Below are 15,425 nucleotides of genomic sequence, written 5' to 3'. Positions count from 1 at the left end.
AGCGTCCTAGCAACCGCTCGCTTAAGGTCCGGGCGTGACCGAGCTGGGAATCATCGAGGGCTTCTTCGGCCGCCCCTATTCGTGGGCCGAGCGGGCCGACATGGTCCGGACCCTGGGGCCGGCGGGCTACGGCTTCTATCTCTACGCGCCCAAGGCCGACGCCTTCCTGCGCAAGCGCTGGCGCGAGCCCTGTCCCGACGCCGAACTGGAGCGCCTGGCCGCCTTCGCCGCCGCCTGCCGGGGCGCCGGCGTCCGCTTCGGCGTGGGCCTCTCGCCTTACGAGCTCTACCGCGACTTCGACGCCGCCGCGAAGGCCGACCTCGCCGCCAAGCTCGACCAGCTCGCCTCGCTCGGCCTGGACGACCTCGGCGTCTTCTTCGACGACATGCGCGGCGACCTGCCCGATCTCGCCGCCCGTCAGATCGAGATCGTCCACTGGATCGCCGGGCGCGTCCCGCAGGCCCGCATCGCCGCCTGCCCCAGCTACTACAGCGACGATCCGGTGCTCGACCGCGTGTTCGGCCAGCGCCCGCCGGACTATCTGGAGGATCTCGGCGCCGGGCTCGATCCGGCGATCCGCCTGATGTGGACCGGCGAGGAGGTCTGCTCCCTGCAGGTCACCCCCGCCCACCTCGACCGCGTCGCCGGGCAGATGCGCCGCAAGCCGTTCCTGTGGGACAACTATCCGGTCAACGACGGCCCGCGCATGAGCCGGCGGCTGCACCTGCGCGCCTTCACCGGCCGGCCGGCGGCCATCGGCTCCCGGCTCGCCGCCCACGGGATCAACCCCGCGTCCCAGGCGGTGCTCAGCCGCATCCCCGCCCTGACCCTCGTGGACAGCTACCGCCAGGGCGAGGCCTACGAATACGCCGCCAGCTTCCGCCGGGCGGCCGTGCAGGTGCTGGGCGAGGACTTCGCCGCCCTCGTGGGGCGCAACCTGCTGGCCCTGCAGGAGTCCGGCCTCGACGGCATGACCGACGACCACAAGGCCCGCCTGCGCGAGCGCCTCGCCGTCTTCGACCACCCCGCCGCGCGCGAGATCGAGGCCTGGCTGGACGGCGCCTATGCCCTCGGCGCCGACGAGCTGCAGACCCAGTAGCGCGCCCTGTTTCCGCCCCGCCCTTGCGGCTAGAGAAGGGGCGTGATCTCCCGCCGCGCCCTCGTCTCGCGTCTTGGCCTGCTCGCCGCGGGCGGGGCGGCCCTCTATCTCCTCCGCGACCGGCTCCCCTGGCCCGCGCCCGGCGTCGAGTTCGCCGGGGGCGAGCGCACGCCGTGGATCCCGATGCCGGGCCGCGGCGGCCTGATCGAGCTCCCAGCCGAGGCGGCGGGCGTCCCGCTGCGGGTCGTGGTGGATTCCGGCGCCGAGTTCTCGGCCATCGACCGCAGCCTCGCCCAGCGGCTGGAGCTGCCGCAGCCGGTCGCCCTGCCGATGCTGGCCTACGGCGTCAGCGGCGAGCCCAGCCTGACGCACACCGTCCGCTTCGACCTCGCGCTTCCGGGGCTGACCGTCCGCGGCATGCGCGCGGCGGTGCTCGACATCGCCGGCCTGTCCGCCGCCACCGGCCGGGACTTCCAGATCCTGCTCGGCCGCGACGTCCTGCGCGAGCTGGTGGTCGAGGCCGACTTCCCCCGCCGCCGCACGGCCTTCCACCGGCGGGGAACCTACGCCCGCCCGCACGACGCCATCGCCGTCCCGGTCACCCTCCAGGGCGGCGCGCCGATGACCCCCGTCCGCATCGAGGGCGCCGCGCCGCTGCGGGTGATGGTCGACACCGGCGCCACCGGCGTGCTCGCCCTGTCCGCCGAGGCCGCACGCACCGCCGGCCTCCTCGCCCCCGGGCGCGAGGTGCGCAGAGCCCACTCCGTCAGCCTGGGCGGGGTCAGCCTCGACCAGATGGTCCGCGCCCGCACGGTCGAGGCCGCCGGGGTGACGCTGCGCGACGTCGACGTCCAGGTCTACGCCCCCAGCGTGCGCGGGCCGATCCCGCCCGGCCTCCTCGGCACGGGCTTCCTGGAACGCTTCCGGATGGTGCTGGACCTGGCCGCCGCCGGCCTGTTCCTCGTGCCTCCCGGCCCGACCCTCGTGCGGGAACCAAGGCTCTAGCGCGGCATTCCGGCATCCAGGACTTCGGATAGGGAGATGCCGTCCATGACCCGCGCGATCTTTGTTTGCGCCGCCGCCGCCTCCGCGCTGGCCCTCGCCGCCTGCGGCCAGCAGGCCGAAAGCCCCGGCCAGACCGAGCCGGTGAACGCCGCCCAGGACGCGGTGGGCGCCGCCGTCGGCCAGGTCTCCGCCTCGACCATGGGCGCGAACTCGACGGAAGCCTTCGTCGCCAACGCCGCCATGAGCGACATGTACGAGATCCAGGCCGGCGAGATGGCCCAGCAGAAGGGCCAGTCGGCCGACGTGAAGGCCTTCGGCAAGATGATGGTCGCCGACCACACGGCCATGTCGAACGAGATGAAGCCGGCCGCCCAGGCCGCCGGCCAGACCCCGCCGGCCGACCTCGACGAGCGCCGCAAGGGCATGCTCGACAACCTGCGCGCCGCGAACGGCGCCGACTTCGACCGCGTCTACCTCGAGCAGCAGGAGGCCGCCCACCAGGAGGCCCTGACGCTGATGCGCGGCTACGCCGACAACGGCGACAACGCCCAGCTCAAGGCCCTGGCCCAGAAGGCCGCGCCGAAGATCCAGGCCCACCTCGACCGGGTGCGCCAGATCCAGCAGGGCGCGGGCGCCAACTAGCCCCCACCCGGACTCGATGTCCCGAGGCGCCCGCCGGCCCCCGCCGGCGGGCGTCTTGCCGTGCGGTCGGATAAAATGCGCAACATCCGACAGTTGATGGAACGCTAGGCCGCGCTCGCCCGTCTCCTTCCCGCATCCCCCAACTGAAGCGAGAGGAGCCGGACGTGTCGCTCTCAGACTCCGCCCCACTTTCCACGCCGCCCAAGCGCGGCGACGGCGCCGACGCCCACGACGGCGGCCACGCCCATGGCCTGCGCGAAGCCCGCAGCTGGCTGACCGGCGAGGCCTTCCAGAACTTCGCGCGCTCGCCCTCGACCACGCTCAGCATGATGGGCGGCAAGTCCATCACGCTCGCCACCGACCGGGTGCGCGCCGCCCCGGCGCTGACCCCCACCCTGTCGGGCGCCCTCGGACAGAACGCCATCGGCCTCGGCGTCTGGGGCCTCATGGCGCCGAAGAGCGTCAACCGGTTCCTCGGCATGGACGCCAATCCGCAGATGGTCCAGCTGCTGTTCGGCGCGCGCGAGATGGCCACCGGCCTGCGCCTGGTCAGCGACCCCACCTGCACCACCGCGCTGTGGAGCCGGGTGGCGGGCGACGTCTTCGACATCGCCGTGCTGCGCTCCCTGGACCGCCCCGACAATCCCCAGCGGACGAACGTCCGCATCGCCATGGGGGTCGTGCTCGCCGTCACCGCCCTCGACGTGCTCGCCGCCGTGCGCATGAGCACCGTCAAGCGCACCTGCGACTGAAGGAGGACACCGCGATGAAAGCCATCTGCTGGCAAGGCAAGAAGGACCTCCGCTGCGAGGAGGTGCCCGATCCGGTCATCGAGGATCCGAAGGACGCGATCATCCGCGTCACCTCGACCTGCATCTGCGGCTCGGACCTGCACCTGATGAACGGCTTCGTGCCGACCATGTGCAAGGGCGACGTAATGGGCCACGAGCCCATGGGCGAGGTCGTCGAGGTAGGCGCCGAGGCCCGCGCCGCCGGCCTCAACGTGGGCGACCGGGTGGTGGTCCCCTTCCAGATGATCTGCGGCCAGTGCGAGCAGTGCCGGGCCGGCAACTTTTCGGTCTGCCAGGTCACCAACCGCAACGCCGACCTCGCCAAGGCCTTCTTCGGCGACACCACCGCGGGCCTGTTCGGCTACTCGCACATCACCGGCGGCTACGCCGGCGGCCAGGCCGAGTACATGCGCGTGCCGTTCGCCGCCACGACGGTCATCAAGGTCCCCAAGACCGGCGCCGACGAGAAGTACGTCTTCCTCTCCGACATCCTGCCCACCGGCTGGCAGGCGGCGGCCTTCGCCGACATCCAGCCCACCGACACGGTCGCCGTCTGGGGCTGCGGGCCCGTGGGCCTCTTCACCGTCCTGTCGGCGATCGCCATGGGCGCCGAGCGGGTCATCGCCATCGACGACGTGCCCGAGCGGCTGGAGATGGCCGCCACCCTGGGCGCCCAGGTGCTGGACCGGCGCGGGACCAACGTCATCCAGGCGCTGAAGGACATGACCGGCGGCCACGGCCCCGAGAAGTGCATCGACGCCGTGGGCATCGAGGCGCACGGCCCCACCGCCGTGCTCGAGCTGATCGACCGCGTGCAGACCGCCCTCAAGCTCGAGACCGAGCGGCCGATCGCCCTGCGCGAGGCGATCATGGCCTGCAAGTCGGCCGGCACGGTCTCGATCCCCGGCGTCTACGGCGGGATGTCCAACTCCATCCCCATGGGCGCGGCCATGAACAAGGGCCTGACCATCCGCACCGGCCAGACCCACGTGAAGCGCTGGGCCGACGACCTGCTGCGGCGGATCGACGAGGGCGAAATCGACCCCACCTTCCTGATCACCCACACCGCCCCGCTCGGCCAGGCGCCCGAGCTCTACAAGCTGTTCCGCGACAAGCAGGACGGCTGCGTGAAGGTGGTGCTGAAGCCGTAGGCCGCCGCTCCGCCCGGGACGTCATTTGACGCCCCGGGCAACGATGGGCCCGGTCCGCCGGTTACCTTCCCAGGAATAGGAGACTGCGCATGAAGTGGCTGAACGTGATCACCCTGGCGCTGGTCATCATCGGCGGGCTCAACTGGGGCCTGGTCGCCCTGGGCGGCCCGGAGATGGACCTCGTCGCGAACCTCTTCGGCGGCCAGGACGCCGCCCTGTCCCGCATCGTCTACGGCCTCGTGGGCCTCTCGGCCCTGTGGCAGCTGATGCCGTTCTTCAAGGCGATGCGGATGGGCGAGGCCGAGGCCGAGGCCGCCCATCACGGCCGCATGACCACGCGCTAGGGCAGGCTCCCCCGCGTGGACGTGGCGAGGCCCCGGCTCCGGCTGGGGCCTCGTTTCGTTCGGGGTCCGGTTTTAGGTGTGGAGGCGCCGCCCGGACGCCGCTAAGCCCGGGGGCATGACCCAGCCGCCCGAACCCACGCAGGCCCCGGCGCCCCCCCCGGCGCCCCGCGGCGCCCTGCCGGTCATGCTGCTGCTGGTGTTCCTCAGCCTGATCGGCTTCGGCGTCGTCATCCCGCTCCTTCCGTTCTTCGCCATCGTGTTCGAGGCGAAGGCCTGGCAGGTCACCCTGCTCTTCTCGGTGTTCTCGGCCGGCCAGTTCCTGGGCGAGCTGACCTGGGGTCGGCTCTCGGACCGCATCGGCCGGCGGCCGGTCCTGCTGATGACCATCGTCGCCTCGGCCCTGGGGTACGTCGCCCTCGCCTTCGCGCCGAACATCTGGTTCGCGGTGGCCGCCCGCGCCGTCGCCGGCTTCTTCTCGGGCAACATGTCGGCGATCCAGGGCTACATCGTCGACGTCTCCCCGCCCGAGCGCCTGGCCGGCCGCCTCGGCCTCGTGGGCTCGGCGTTCGGGGTCGGCTTCGTGGTCGGCCCGGCCCTGGGCGGCCTCCTGGCCCGGCCCGAGCTGGGCGCCGCCGGCTTCCGCCCGCCCCTGCTCGTCGCCGCCGGGCTCTGCCTGGTGGCCGTGGCGGGGCTGCTGATCTTCGTGCGCGACCACCGCAGGGTCGCGCCCGCCGCCGCCTCCGCCGCCGCCCGCGTCCGGCGCAATCCGCTGGCGGGCCTGCGCGAGGTCGCCGGCCACCCGGTCCTGGCGCTGGTGTTCGCCACCATCTTCTTCGGCTTCTTCTCCAGCGCCGGGCTCTGGTCGGTGCTCGGCCTGTGGATGGACGCCCGCTTCGCCTGGGGCCCGCGCGAGGTGGGCTTCGTGATGGCGCTGACCGGCGTCGCCGCCGCCCTCACCCAGGGGATCCTGTCGGGCGCCATGGTCCGGCGGATCGGCGCCGGCGCCACCATCTCCATCGGCTTCGTGGTCTCGGCCATCGCCACGGTCGCCATGGCGGGGGCGCCCTTCGGCTGGCTCGCCGCGATCCTCCTGCTGGCCTCGGTCACCGGCCACGCGGCCTGGCAGCCCGCGGCCATGTCCATCGCCTCGCGCTCGGCCGGCGCCGACCGCCAGGGCGCGGTCCTGGGCGCGGCCACGGCGTCCGGCTCCCTGTCGCGGGTGCTGGCGCCCCTGATCTCGGGGCCGCTGTTCTCGGGGATCGGGCCCTGGGCGCCGGTGGCGCTCTCGGGGCTCGTCATGCTGCCCGCCGCCTGGCTCGGCTGGCGGGCCGCCCGGGCGCTGCGGACCTGGATCGAGACCGGCCCGCAGCGCGTCTAGGGGGCCTACTTCGGCTGCGGCGCCGGCGCGGCCGCGCCGTCCGTGGTCGTCATGCCGCTCGAGTCCGACGGCGGCGTCACCACTACCGCGGTGTTCGAGCCCTGCGGCGTCTCGGCCACCGCCGCCGCGCCTTCGGCGGCCGCCCGCAGCTGCTCGTCGCTCACCTGGCTTTCCGGCAGGGTCGTGCTGACCTCGGCCTGGGCCGCGCCGGTGTCCACCTCGGCCTCGCGCTCGCCGCTGCAGGCCGCCAGCACCGCCGCGCCGGCGAACAGCGCCGCGGCCGCCGCCGCATTCCGGGGCATCCTCGTCATCGGTCTCTCCATGTCTTGACGGATCGACGGAGAAGCCCCGGGCCGCCGGGTCGGTTCCCGGGGAGCGCCTTACTTGGCCTTCATCGCGGCGATGCAGGCCTCGTGCATCTTCTTCATCTCGGCGTGGTCGTGCGGACCGGCCTTGGCGCCGGCCGCCGGACCCGCATGGCCGTGGCCGTGCGGATGGCCCTGGCCCGCCCCGGCCGGCGCGGCGTCCGGATGGCAGTGCGCGGGCCCCGGCGCCGCCTGGGGCGTAGCCTGGGGATTGGCCGGAGCGGCCGCACCGGCGTGGTGGCCGTCGCCGCCCCGGGCGTGGTCGGCGTGGTGGTGGGCCGCGGCGGGCGGGGCGCCCAGGGCCGGGCCGGCGGTCAGCGCGGCCGCGGCGGCGAGGGCGAGGAAGGTCTTGGTCACGGAAACATCCTTGTGCTGAACGTCCCCGACCACTGGCCCGCCTCGCCTCCGCCGTCCTTGCGCCCGCACAACCTTGGCCCCTACAGGCGCACGCCCCGCAGCCGCAACGCGTTGCCCACGACGCTGACGCTGGACAGCGCCATCGCCCCCGCCGCGATGGCCGGCGACAGCAGCCAGCCGAACACCGGATAGAGCAGGCCCGCCGCGATCGGCACGCCGGCGGCGTTGTAGACGAAGGCGAAGAACAGGTTCTGGCGGATGTTGGCCATCACCGCCTTCGACAGCCGGCGCGCCTTCACCAGCCCCTGCAGGTCGCCCCGCAGCAGGGTGACCCCCGCGCTCTCGATCGCCACGTCCGCGCCCGCGCCCATCGCCACGCCCACGTCGGCGGCGGCCAGCGCCGGGGCGTCGTTCACCCCGTCGCCCGCCATGGCGACCTTGCGGCCCTCGGCCTTCAGCTTCTGGACGACGGCGGCCTTGTCCTGCGGCAGGACCTCGGCCTCGACCTCGTCGATGCCCAGGCCGCGCGCCACCGCCAGGGCCGTGGTGCGGTTGTCGCCGGTCAGCATCACCAGCCGGATCCCGGCGGCCTTCAGCGCGCGGACCGCCTCAGGGGTGGTGGCCTTCACCGGGTCGGCGATGGCGAACACCGCCGCCGGCGCCCCGTCCACGGCCATGAAGATCGCCGTGGCGCCGTCCGCCCGCAGGGCCTCGGCCTCGGCCGCCAGCGGCCCGGTCTCGACGCCCGCCTCGGCCAGGAACCGGCCCGAGCCCAGCAGCACCCGGCGGCCGTCCACCTCGCCGGTCACGCCCTTGCCCACGGGCGAGTCGAAGGCGGCCGGCTCGGCGAGCACGAGCCCCCGCGCCTTCGCCGCCCGCACGATGGCCTCGGCCAGCGGATGTTCGCTGCTCCGCTCCAGGCTGGCGGCCAGCCGCAGCAGCTCGGCCTCCTCGAAGCCCGCCGCCGGACGGATCGCCGTCACCGCCGGCCGGCCCTCGGTCAGGGTGCCGGTCTTGTCGATCACCAGGGTGTCGATGGCCTCGAAGCGCTCCAGCGCCTCGGCGTTCTTGATCAGCACGCCCGCCTGCGCCCCGCGTCCCACGCCGACCATGATCGACAGCGGCGTCGCCAGGCCCAGGGCGCAGGGACAGGCGATGATCAGCACCGACACCGCCGCCACCAGGGCGAAGCCGAACTTCGGATCGGGCCCGAACGTGGCCCAGGCGGCGAAGGCCAGGACCGCCGCGGCGATCACCGCCGGCACGAACCAGCCCGAGACCATGTCCGCCAGCCGCTGGATCGGCGCGCGGCTGCGCTGCGCTTGGGCGACCATCTGGACGATCTGCGACAGCAGGGTCTCGGCGCCGACCTTCTCGGCGCGCATGACGAATGAGCCGGTCTTGTTGATCGAGCCGCCGATCACCGTCTCGCCGGCCTCCTTGGTGACGGGCATGGATTCTCCCGTGACCATCGACTCGTCGATCGCCACCCGGCCCTCGAGGATCGTCCCGTCGACCGGGACCTTCTCGCCCGGCCGCACCCGCAGCCGGTCGCCGGCCAGCACCTGGTCCAGCGGGACCTCCTCGTCCTCGCCGTCCGCGCGCACCCGGCGGGCGGTCTTGGGCGCGAGGTCCAGCAGGGCGCGGATCGCCCCGGAGGTCTGCTCGCGGGCGCGCAGCTCCAGCACCTGGCCCAGCAGCACCAGCACGGTGATCACCGCCGCGGCCTCGAAATAGACCGGCACCGCGCCCTCGGCCGTGCGGAACGCCGGCGGGAACACGTCCGGGGCGATCACGGCCACGACGCTGTAGAGCCAGGCGACCCCGACGCCCATGGCGATCAGGGTGAACATGTTGAGGTTGCGCGTGACGAGCGAGCGCCAGCCGCGCTCGAAGAACGGCCACCCGGCCCACAGCACCACGGGCGTGGCCAGGGCGAACTGGACCCAGTGCGAGACGCCCGGCGGGATCAGGTGGTGCAGCCCCGGGACGACGTGGGCGCCCATCTCCAGGGCGAAGACCGGCAGGGTCAGCGCCAGGCCGACCCAGAACCGGCGCGTCATGTCGGCCAGCTCGGGGTTCGGCGCGGCGTCCGCGGTCACCAGCTCGGGCTCCAGCGCCATGCCGCAGATCGGGCAGCTCCCGGGCCCCTCCTGGCGCACCTCGGGGTGCATGGGGCAGGTGTAGATGGTCCCCGGCGGCGGCGGCGGCTCGGGCGGCCGGCTGTCCTTCTCCAGGTATTTCGCCGGATCGGCGACGAACTTCGTGCGGCACCCGGCCGAGCAGAAGTGGAAGGCCTCCCCGCCGTGCTCGGCGTGGTGCGGCGTCGTCTCCGGGTCCACCGTCATGCCGCAGACGGGATCGACGGCCTTGCCTGCGGCCTGGCCGCCGCCCGAGCAGCAGGAATGGCCGCCCTTATGGTCGTCGTGATGGTGGTGATGGTGGTGCTCGTGCGCCTTGGCCATGCCGCAGCCTCCGTTGCTTCCTTATACCCCATGGGGGCATCAGCCGTTAGCCGCACATATACCCCCATGGGGCATATTGCAATTACCCCGGGAGGGTATATTGTCAGAACCCGAACGGAGCCCGCCATGAACCGCGAGAACAAGCCGCGTCTGCTGAACCGCCTGAACCGTATCGAGGGGCAGGTGCGGGGCATCGCCCGCATGGTCGAGGAGGACCGCTACTGCATCGACGTGCTGACCCAGATCCAGGCGGTCCGCGCCGCCCTCTCGAAGGTCGAGACCGAGATGCTGCGCGACCACCTGGGCCACTGCATCGAGGGCGCCATCGTCAGCGGCGACAAGGAGGAGCAGCGCGCCAAGGCCGCCGAGCTGGTTCAGCTCCTGGAGCGCACCGCCCGCTGAGCCCGAAAGCCCCGCCAGTCCCGGCGCAGCCGGATCACCAGCAGGATCAGGCCCGTCACCACCATCGGCAGCGTCAGCGCCGCCGCCGCCACGAGCACAGGATGGTTGAAGTCATCGCCCGACTTGAAGTCCAGGATGTGGACCCGCCAGAAGAAGTCGTAGAACCGCCACAGGTTCGAGCGGCGGCTGGCGATCTCGCCCGTCTCGGGCGAGAGGTAGAAGCTGGTGCGCTCGGCGTCGTCGAAGTCCACGCGCCAGAGCGGACCCTCGCGGCCGGTCTCCTGCGGCGCCTCGTCGAACCAGCGCACGGCGACGGGCCGGCCATCGCCTTCGTACAGCGCGCCGGCCAGCTGGCGGGCCTCGGCCTCGCCCATCGGCGTGATCGGCCGCCCCGTGGCGGCGTCCACCACCCGCACCTTGCCGTCGGCCGCCTTCAGGCTCCAGATCGTCCCGCGCAGGGTGGTCCGGAGCGTGGCCTCCACCGGCTCGACCCCGGCGGCCTGCGCCGCCTGGGCCGCGCTCAGCAGGCCATCGGTCGGCAGCGCCGCCGGCTGGAAGGACGCCACATGGTGTTCGCTGCGCACCGTCTCGATCGGGATGGCCGTCATCACGAGGCCGCCCAACACCCAGCCCAGCACCTGCAGGCCGACCACCAGGGCCAGCCACTTATGGATCTGGGTCGACCAACGAAGCATCCGATTCCCCCCGTTCACTGACCAGGACATTACCCATGCGAGCCCGCGCGAGCGACCTCGATAGACGCAAGCTCCTGAAAGGGGCGGCCGCCCTCGGCGGCGGGGCGGCCCTTGCGGGCCTCCTGCCCGGCTGGGCGCAGAGCGCCGCGGCCGGCCTGCCGGCCCTCACCGGCGAGGACATCCGCCTGACCGCCGGCCACTTCCCGCACCGGGTCGAGGGCCGCGTCGGCCACGCCGTGGGCATCAACGGCACGGTGCCGGCCCCGCTGATCCGGCTGAAGGAAGGCCAGAACGTCCGGCTGCACCTGACCAACAACCTGGCCGAGGACACCTCGATCCACTGGCACGGCCTGCTGCTGCCGTTCGAGATGGACGGCGTGCCGGGCGTCGCCTTCCCCGGCGTGCGGCCGGGCGAGACCTTCACCTACGAGTTCCCGGTCATCCAGAGCGGCACCTACTGGTACCACAGCCACTCGGGCCTCCAGGAGCCGATGGGCCACTACGGCCCGATCATCATCGATCCGGCCGGCCCCGACCCCGTCGCCTACGACCGCGAGCACGTGGTGGTCCTCTCGGACTTCAGCTTCGTCCATCCGCACACGATCTTCCGCCGGATGAAGGCCCAGGGCGGGGTGTTCAACTTCCAGAAGCAGACCGTGGCGGGTCTGCTCGCCGGCCGCGACCAGACCCTGGCCGAGCGGCTGGAGTGGGCGAAGATGCGGATGGATCCCACCGACATCTCCGACGTCACCGGCGCGGTCTACACCTACCTGATCAACGGCCACGGCCCGGCCGACAACTGGACCGCCCTCTTCCGCCCGGGCGAGCGGGTGCGCCTGCGGTTCATCAACGCCGCGGCCCAGACCATCTTCAACGTCCGCATCCCGGGCCTGAAGCTGACCATCGTGGCCGCCGACGGCCAGGACGTGCGCCCCGTCGCGGTGGACGAGTTCCAGATCGGCAACGCCGAGACCTACGACGTGATCGTCACGCCCGCCGACGACCGCGCCTTCGCCCTGGTGGCCGAGGCGGTGGACCGCTCGGGCATGGCCCTGGCCACCCTCGCCCCCCGGGCGGGCATGCGCGCCGAGGCCCCGCCCCTGCGCGAACGCCCCCTCGGGACGATGAAGGACATGGGCATGGACATGTCGGCCCACGGCGGCGGGCACGGCGCAGGCCATGCCGCCCCGGCCGCCGCCGATCCGCACGCCGGCCACGGCTCCGGCGGACACGCCGGCCACGCCATGGCCGCCGCCGCCGCTCCGGTCCCCGGCATGGCCCCGCCCCGCGTCCGCGGCTCGGACGTCATGGGGCACGAGATGGACATGCTCGACTTCTCCAAGGCGCCCCAGGTCGAGCCCGGCCCCGGCGTGCAGTCGATCGCGCCCATGCCCCAGGACCGCACCGGCGAGCCCGGCCAGGGCCTGGAGAGCGTCGGCCACCGCGTGCTCGTCTACACCGACCTCGAGGCGCTGCACCCGAACCCGGACACCCGCCCGCCGGAGCGCGCGCTGGAGATCCGGCTCACCGGCAACATGGAGCGGTTCATGTGGGGCTTCGACGGGAAGAAGTATTCCGACGGCCCGCCGCCCTACACCTTCCGGACCGGGGAGCGCGTCCGGGTCACCCTGGTGAACGACACCATGATGACCCACCCGATCCACCTGCACGGCCACTTCTTCGAGCTGGTCCACGCGCCCGTCGGCCGCCTGCCGCGCAAGCACACGGTCAACGTCGCCCCCGGCGGCAAGGTGACCTTCGACTTCACCGCCGAGGCGGGCGACTGGGCCTTCCACTGCCACATGATGTTCCACATGCACGCCGGGATGTTCCAGGTGTTCGCCGTCCGCGACGGAGCCGCCGCATGATCCGCCCCGCCCTCCTCGCGCTCGTGCCCGCGGCCCTCGCCGCCCCGGCCCTCGCTCAGGACCCGCACGCCCACCACCACCCGGCGCCCGCCGCCGAGGCCCCGCCGCCCGCGGCGGACCCCCACGCGCACCACAAGGCGCCGCCGGCCGATCCCCATGCCGGGCACGCCATGCCCGCAGATCCTTACGCGGGACACGCGACGCCGCAGGCGCCGGCCGATCCTCACGCGGGACACGCCATGCCCCAGGCGCCGGCCGATCCGCATGCAGGCCACGCCATGCCCCAGGCGCCGGCCGATCCGCATGCAGGCCACGCCATGCCCCAGGCGCCGGCCGATCCGCATGCGGGCCACGCCATGCCCCGCGCCGCCGACCTGCCGGTCGGGACCGCGCCGGCCCCGCCGCCGCCGGCCGACCGCCAGGCCGACGCCATCTTCGGCCGCGCGCAGATGGACCGCGCCCGCGCCATCCTGGCGTCCGAGCACGGCGGCATGCGCCACTGGAGCCTGCGCATCGACGAGCTGGAGCTGCGCCCGCAGGACGGGTCCGACGGCTTCGCCTGGGGGGCCGAGTACCGCGTCGGCGGCGACGTGAACCGCCTGGCGCTGAAGACCGAGGGCGAGGGCGAGACCGGGGGCCATCTGGAGTCCGCCGAGGTCCAGGCCCTGTGGTCGCGCGCGCTCGGGCCCTACTTCGACCTGCAGGCCGGCGTGCGTCAGGACTTCCAGCCCCGCCCGCGCCGCACCTACGCCGTGCTCGGGGTCGAGGGGCTCGCGCCGTACTGGTTCGAGGTGGGGGGCGCGCTGTTCCTGTCCGACGAGGGCGACGTCTCGGCCAGGCTCGAGGCCGCCTACGACCTGCGCCTCACCAACCGCCTGATCCTGGAGCCGTCCGCCGAGGCCAACCTGGCCGCCTCGGACGACCCGGCCACCGGCGTCGGCTCGGGCCTCTCGGACCTCGAACTGGGCCTACGCCTGCGCTACGACCTTCGTCTGCGCGAGGTCTCGCCGTATGTCGGGGTGAGCTGGGAGCGCAAGTTCGGCGACACCGCCGACTACGCCCGCGCCGAGGGCGAACCCGTCGAGGACACCCGCCTCGTCGTCGGCCTCAAGGCGTTCTTCTAGGAAACCCTCGCTCCGCTCGGGCCCTCTCCCGTCCTCTCCCCCGCGAAGCGAGAGGGAGAGGATCGAGGAGAGGGCCGGTTCGCGTCAGCGAACCGGAAGACCGCTAGTGCTGCCGCGGCCCGCACCCTCCTCCCCCGTCGGGGGAGGGGGACCGCGACAGCGGTGGAGGGGGCCGGCCCCATCCACCGAGCCCGCCGGCAAGCCCCCACCCCCATGCTGCGCATGGTCCCCTTCCCCCGTCGGGGAGGAAGGGGGAGCAAGCTCCGACAGCCCTCAGACTAGTGCTGCAGCCGCCCGTCCACGTCCTCACGCAGAAGCCCTCCTCCCCCGTCGGGGGAGGGGGACCGCGATAGCGGTGGAGGGGGCCGGCCCCATCCACAGAGCCCGCCGGCAAGCCCCCACCCCCATGCTGCGCATGGTCCCCCTCCCCCGTCGGGGAGGAAGGGGGAGCAAGCTCCGACGGCCCTAAGCCTAGTGCTGCAGCCGCCCGTCCACGTCCTCGCGGACGCTGCCGACGCCGGCGTCGGCGAGGGCCTTGGCCTTGTCCTTCAGCGTCGAGCCCTCGCCTTCCGGACCGGTCTGGCGATGGAGCTCCTCCTTCACCTGGCCGTAGGCGCGCTCGGCCACGGTGCGGGCCTCGTGCAGCGAGCTCTTGGCCATCTCGCGGCCCTTGCCCACCAGCTTGTCGCGGTGCGGGCCGATGTAGCGGTTCTCGGTCCGGCTGGCCGGGATCGAGGCGCCGATGGCCATGCCCACCGCCACGCCGATGGCGCCGAGGATCAGGGGCTCGGTGTCCAGCGTCTCCTGGTAGCGCTGCTGCGCCTGGCGGCTCATCGTGCTGGCCCGCGTCGAGACCGCGCCGGTCAGGCCGGCCATGCGGCCCTTGGCGGTGGAGGCGCCGTCCGCCGCGCCGCTGCGGGCGTGGTGGGCGGCCTCGGCCACCTTCTCCTTGGCCTCGCTGATCTTGCCCTTGGCCGCGCCGACGGCGCCCTTGGCCTTCGCCTTGAGCTTGGCGGCCATGCCCTCGCTCTCGTCGTAGCCCTCGTAGGTCTCGTAGTAGCCGGCGCCCGAATAGGCGTCGTAGTCGCGCCGCTTGCGGCCCTGGCTCAGCGCCAGCCAGGCGATGCCCGCGCCGATCATGGCGACCGGGATGGGATTTTCCTTGGCCTGCTCCACCACCGTGGTCAGGACCTTGTTGCTCGTTCCGCCCATGATCCTCGTCGCCTCGTCGAACAGTTCCTTGGGTTGCATCTTTTCCTTCAGGGCCTCGACCGTCCGGTCGATCTGCCCGCGCGTGGCCTCGACCTCGCGCTCCACTTCCGCCGATGACTTGGCCATCCTCACCTTCCCTTCACGAGCTGGGCGTCTTTCTGCAGCTGCCGCGCCGACCGGTCGGGCGTCAGGTTCTCGGGCTTCATCATCTTCATGCCCGCACGCACGAGGACGATCCCGATGGCGGCCACCACCACGCCGACGAGCAGCGAGGCGAAGGCCGGGTGCATGTATTCCGACAGCGCCTGGACCAGGGCCGCCAGCAGCACGCCCAGCGCCGCCAGCAGCAGCACGCCGCCGGCCACGATCTCGCCGACCGCCTTGCCGGCGAGGTGCATCTTCTCGGTCATCTCGGTGCGGACGAGCTCCGATTCCTTGCGCACCAGGGTGGCCAGGTCGGTCGTGAGCTGGGAGACGAGCTCGGGCAGCGTCCGCGCGTCGGCGCCGATGCGGGGATCATCCATGCG

General features: G+C 73.1%; 16 protein-coding genes. 10 read left to right on the top strand and 6 right to left on the bottom strand.

Annotation, left to right across the window (positions count from 1 at the left end):
• Positions 1-34: 34 nt before the first annotated feature.
• The 7 genes from PHZ_RS05825 to PHZ_RS05795 all read left to right on the top strand — a co-directional run bounded on the left by PHZ_RS05825 (position 35) and on the right by PHZ_RS05795 (position 6,410).
• A complete protein-coding gene (locus PHZ_RS05825) occupies positions 35-1,099 on the top strand; it encodes a beta-N-acetylglucosaminidase domain-containing protein (protein WP_041373272.1) in 1,065 nt (354 codons plus the stop codon).
• Positions 1,100-1,141: 42 nt separating this feature from the next.
• The gene (locus PHZ_RS05820; protein WP_041373271.1) at positions 1,142-2,104 is read left to right on the top strand and encodes an aspartyl protease family protein; all 963 of its coding nucleotides are present in this window, start codon (positions 1,142-1,144) and stop codon (positions 2,102-2,104) included.
• Between the two features lie 45 nt (positions 2,105-2,149).
• Entirely contained in the window at positions 2,150-2,746 is a 597-nt protein-coding gene (locus PHZ_RS05815) for a DUF4142 domain-containing protein (RefSeq protein WP_012521619.1), read from the top strand.
• Positions 2,747-2,910: 164 nt separating this feature from the next.
• The gene (locus tag PHZ_RS05810) at positions 2,911-3,498 is read left to right on the top strand and encodes a hypothetical protein (protein ID WP_049758152.1); all 588 of its coding nucleotides are present in this window, start codon (positions 2,911-2,913) and stop codon (positions 3,496-3,498) included.
• 14 nt (positions 3,499-3,512) lie between these two features.
• Positions 3,513-4,688, top strand: a complete 1,176-nt coding sequence (locus tag PHZ_RS05805) for a zinc-dependent alcohol dehydrogenase (protein ID WP_012521618.1) — start codon at positions 3,513-3,515, stop codon at positions 4,686-4,688.
• Positions 4,689-4,777: 89 nt separating this feature from the next.
• Complete coding sequence (locus PHZ_RS05800) at positions 4,778-5,032, top strand: DUF378 domain-containing protein (protein WP_012521617.1); 255 nt, start codon at positions 4,778-4,780, stop codon at positions 5,030-5,032.
• A gap of 115 nt (positions 5,033-5,147) precedes the next feature.
• Positions 5,148-6,410 (top strand): MFS transporter, encoded by a 1,263-nt coding sequence (locus PHZ_RS05795; protein ID WP_012521616.1) that lies wholly within the window; start codon positions 5,148-5,150, stop codon positions 6,408-6,410.
• A gap of 5 nt (positions 6,411-6,415) precedes the next feature.
• Here PHZ_RS05795 and PHZ_RS05790 read toward each other — a convergent pair whose 3' ends face one another.
• The 3 genes from PHZ_RS05790 to PHZ_RS05785 form a co-directional block, all read right to left on the bottom strand.
• Positions 6,416-6,721 (bottom strand): hypothetical protein, encoded by a 306-nt coding sequence (locus PHZ_RS05790; protein ID WP_041373270.1) that lies wholly within the window; start codon positions 6,719-6,721, stop codon positions 6,416-6,418.
• A gap of 69 nt (positions 6,722-6,790) precedes the next feature.
• Positions 6,791-7,132: a hypothetical protein gene (locus tag PHZ_RS21530; RefSeq protein WP_049758151.1), complete on the bottom strand. Its 342-nt coding sequence runs from the start codon at positions 7,130-7,132 to the stop codon at positions 6,791-6,793.
• 80 nt (positions 7,133-7,212) lie between these two features.
• Positions 7,213-9,597 (bottom strand): heavy metal translocating P-type ATPase, encoded by a 2,385-nt coding sequence (locus tag PHZ_RS05785; protein WP_012521615.1) that lies wholly within the window; start codon positions 9,595-9,597, stop codon positions 7,213-7,215.
• A gap of 126 nt (positions 9,598-9,723) precedes the next feature.
• Between PHZ_RS05785 and PHZ_RS05780 the strand changes: the two genes are divergently transcribed.
• The gene (locus PHZ_RS05780) at positions 9,724-9,999 is read left to right on the top strand and encodes a metal-sensitive transcriptional regulator (RefSeq protein ID WP_012521614.1); all 276 of its coding nucleotides are present in this window, start codon (positions 9,724-9,726) and stop codon (positions 9,997-9,999) included.
• On the opposite strand, the gene PHZ_RS05775 is transcribed toward PHZ_RS05780, so the two are convergent.
• Positions 9,972-10,694 carry a PepSY domain-containing protein gene (locus PHZ_RS05775; RefSeq protein ID WP_012521613.1) on the bottom strand — a complete coding sequence of 241 codons (723 nt, stop codon included), beginning with the start codon at positions 10,692-10,694 and terminating at the stop codon, positions 9,972-9,974. The genes PHZ_RS05780 and PHZ_RS05775 overlap by 28 nt on opposite strands.
• Positions 10,695-10,729: 35 nt before the next feature.
• Here PHZ_RS05775 and PHZ_RS05770 point away from each other — a divergent pair, with 35 nt between their 5' ends.
• A complete protein-coding gene (locus PHZ_RS05770; protein ID WP_012521612.1) occupies positions 10,730-12,562 on the top strand; it encodes a copper resistance system multicopper oxidase in 1,833 nt (610 codons plus the stop codon).
• Positions 12,559-13,686, top strand: coding sequence for a copper resistance protein B (locus PHZ_RS05765; RefSeq protein WP_012521611.1), 1,128 nt, complete (start codon positions 12,559-12,561; stop codon positions 13,684-13,686). Before PHZ_RS05770 ends, PHZ_RS05765 begins: the two co-directional genes overlap by 4 nt.
• A gap of 471 nt (positions 13,687-14,157) precedes the next feature.
• Here PHZ_RS05765 and PHZ_RS05760 read toward each other — a convergent pair whose 3' ends face one another.
• Both PHZ_RS05760 and PHZ_RS05755 read right to left on the bottom strand, forming a co-directional pair.
• Complete coding sequence (locus tag PHZ_RS05760; RefSeq protein WP_041373269.1) at positions 14,158-15,024, bottom strand: DUF3618 domain-containing protein; 867 nt, start codon at positions 15,022-15,024, stop codon at positions 14,158-14,160.
• Positions 15,025-15,026: 2 nt separating this feature from the next.
• The gene (locus PHZ_RS05755) at positions 15,027-15,422 is read right to left on the bottom strand and encodes a phage holin family protein (protein ID WP_012521609.1); all 396 of its coding nucleotides are present in this window, start codon (positions 15,420-15,422) and stop codon (positions 15,027-15,029) included.
• Between the last annotated feature and the right edge of the window lie 3 nt (positions 15,423-15,425).

Source organism: Phenylobacterium zucineum HLK1 (genome assembly GCF_000017265.1).
Taxonomy (GTDB): domain Bacteria; phylum Pseudomonadota; class Alphaproteobacteria; order Caulobacterales; family Caulobacteraceae; genus Phenylobacterium; species Phenylobacterium zucineum.
This window is presented reverse-complemented; position numbering and strand designations above follow the sequence as displayed.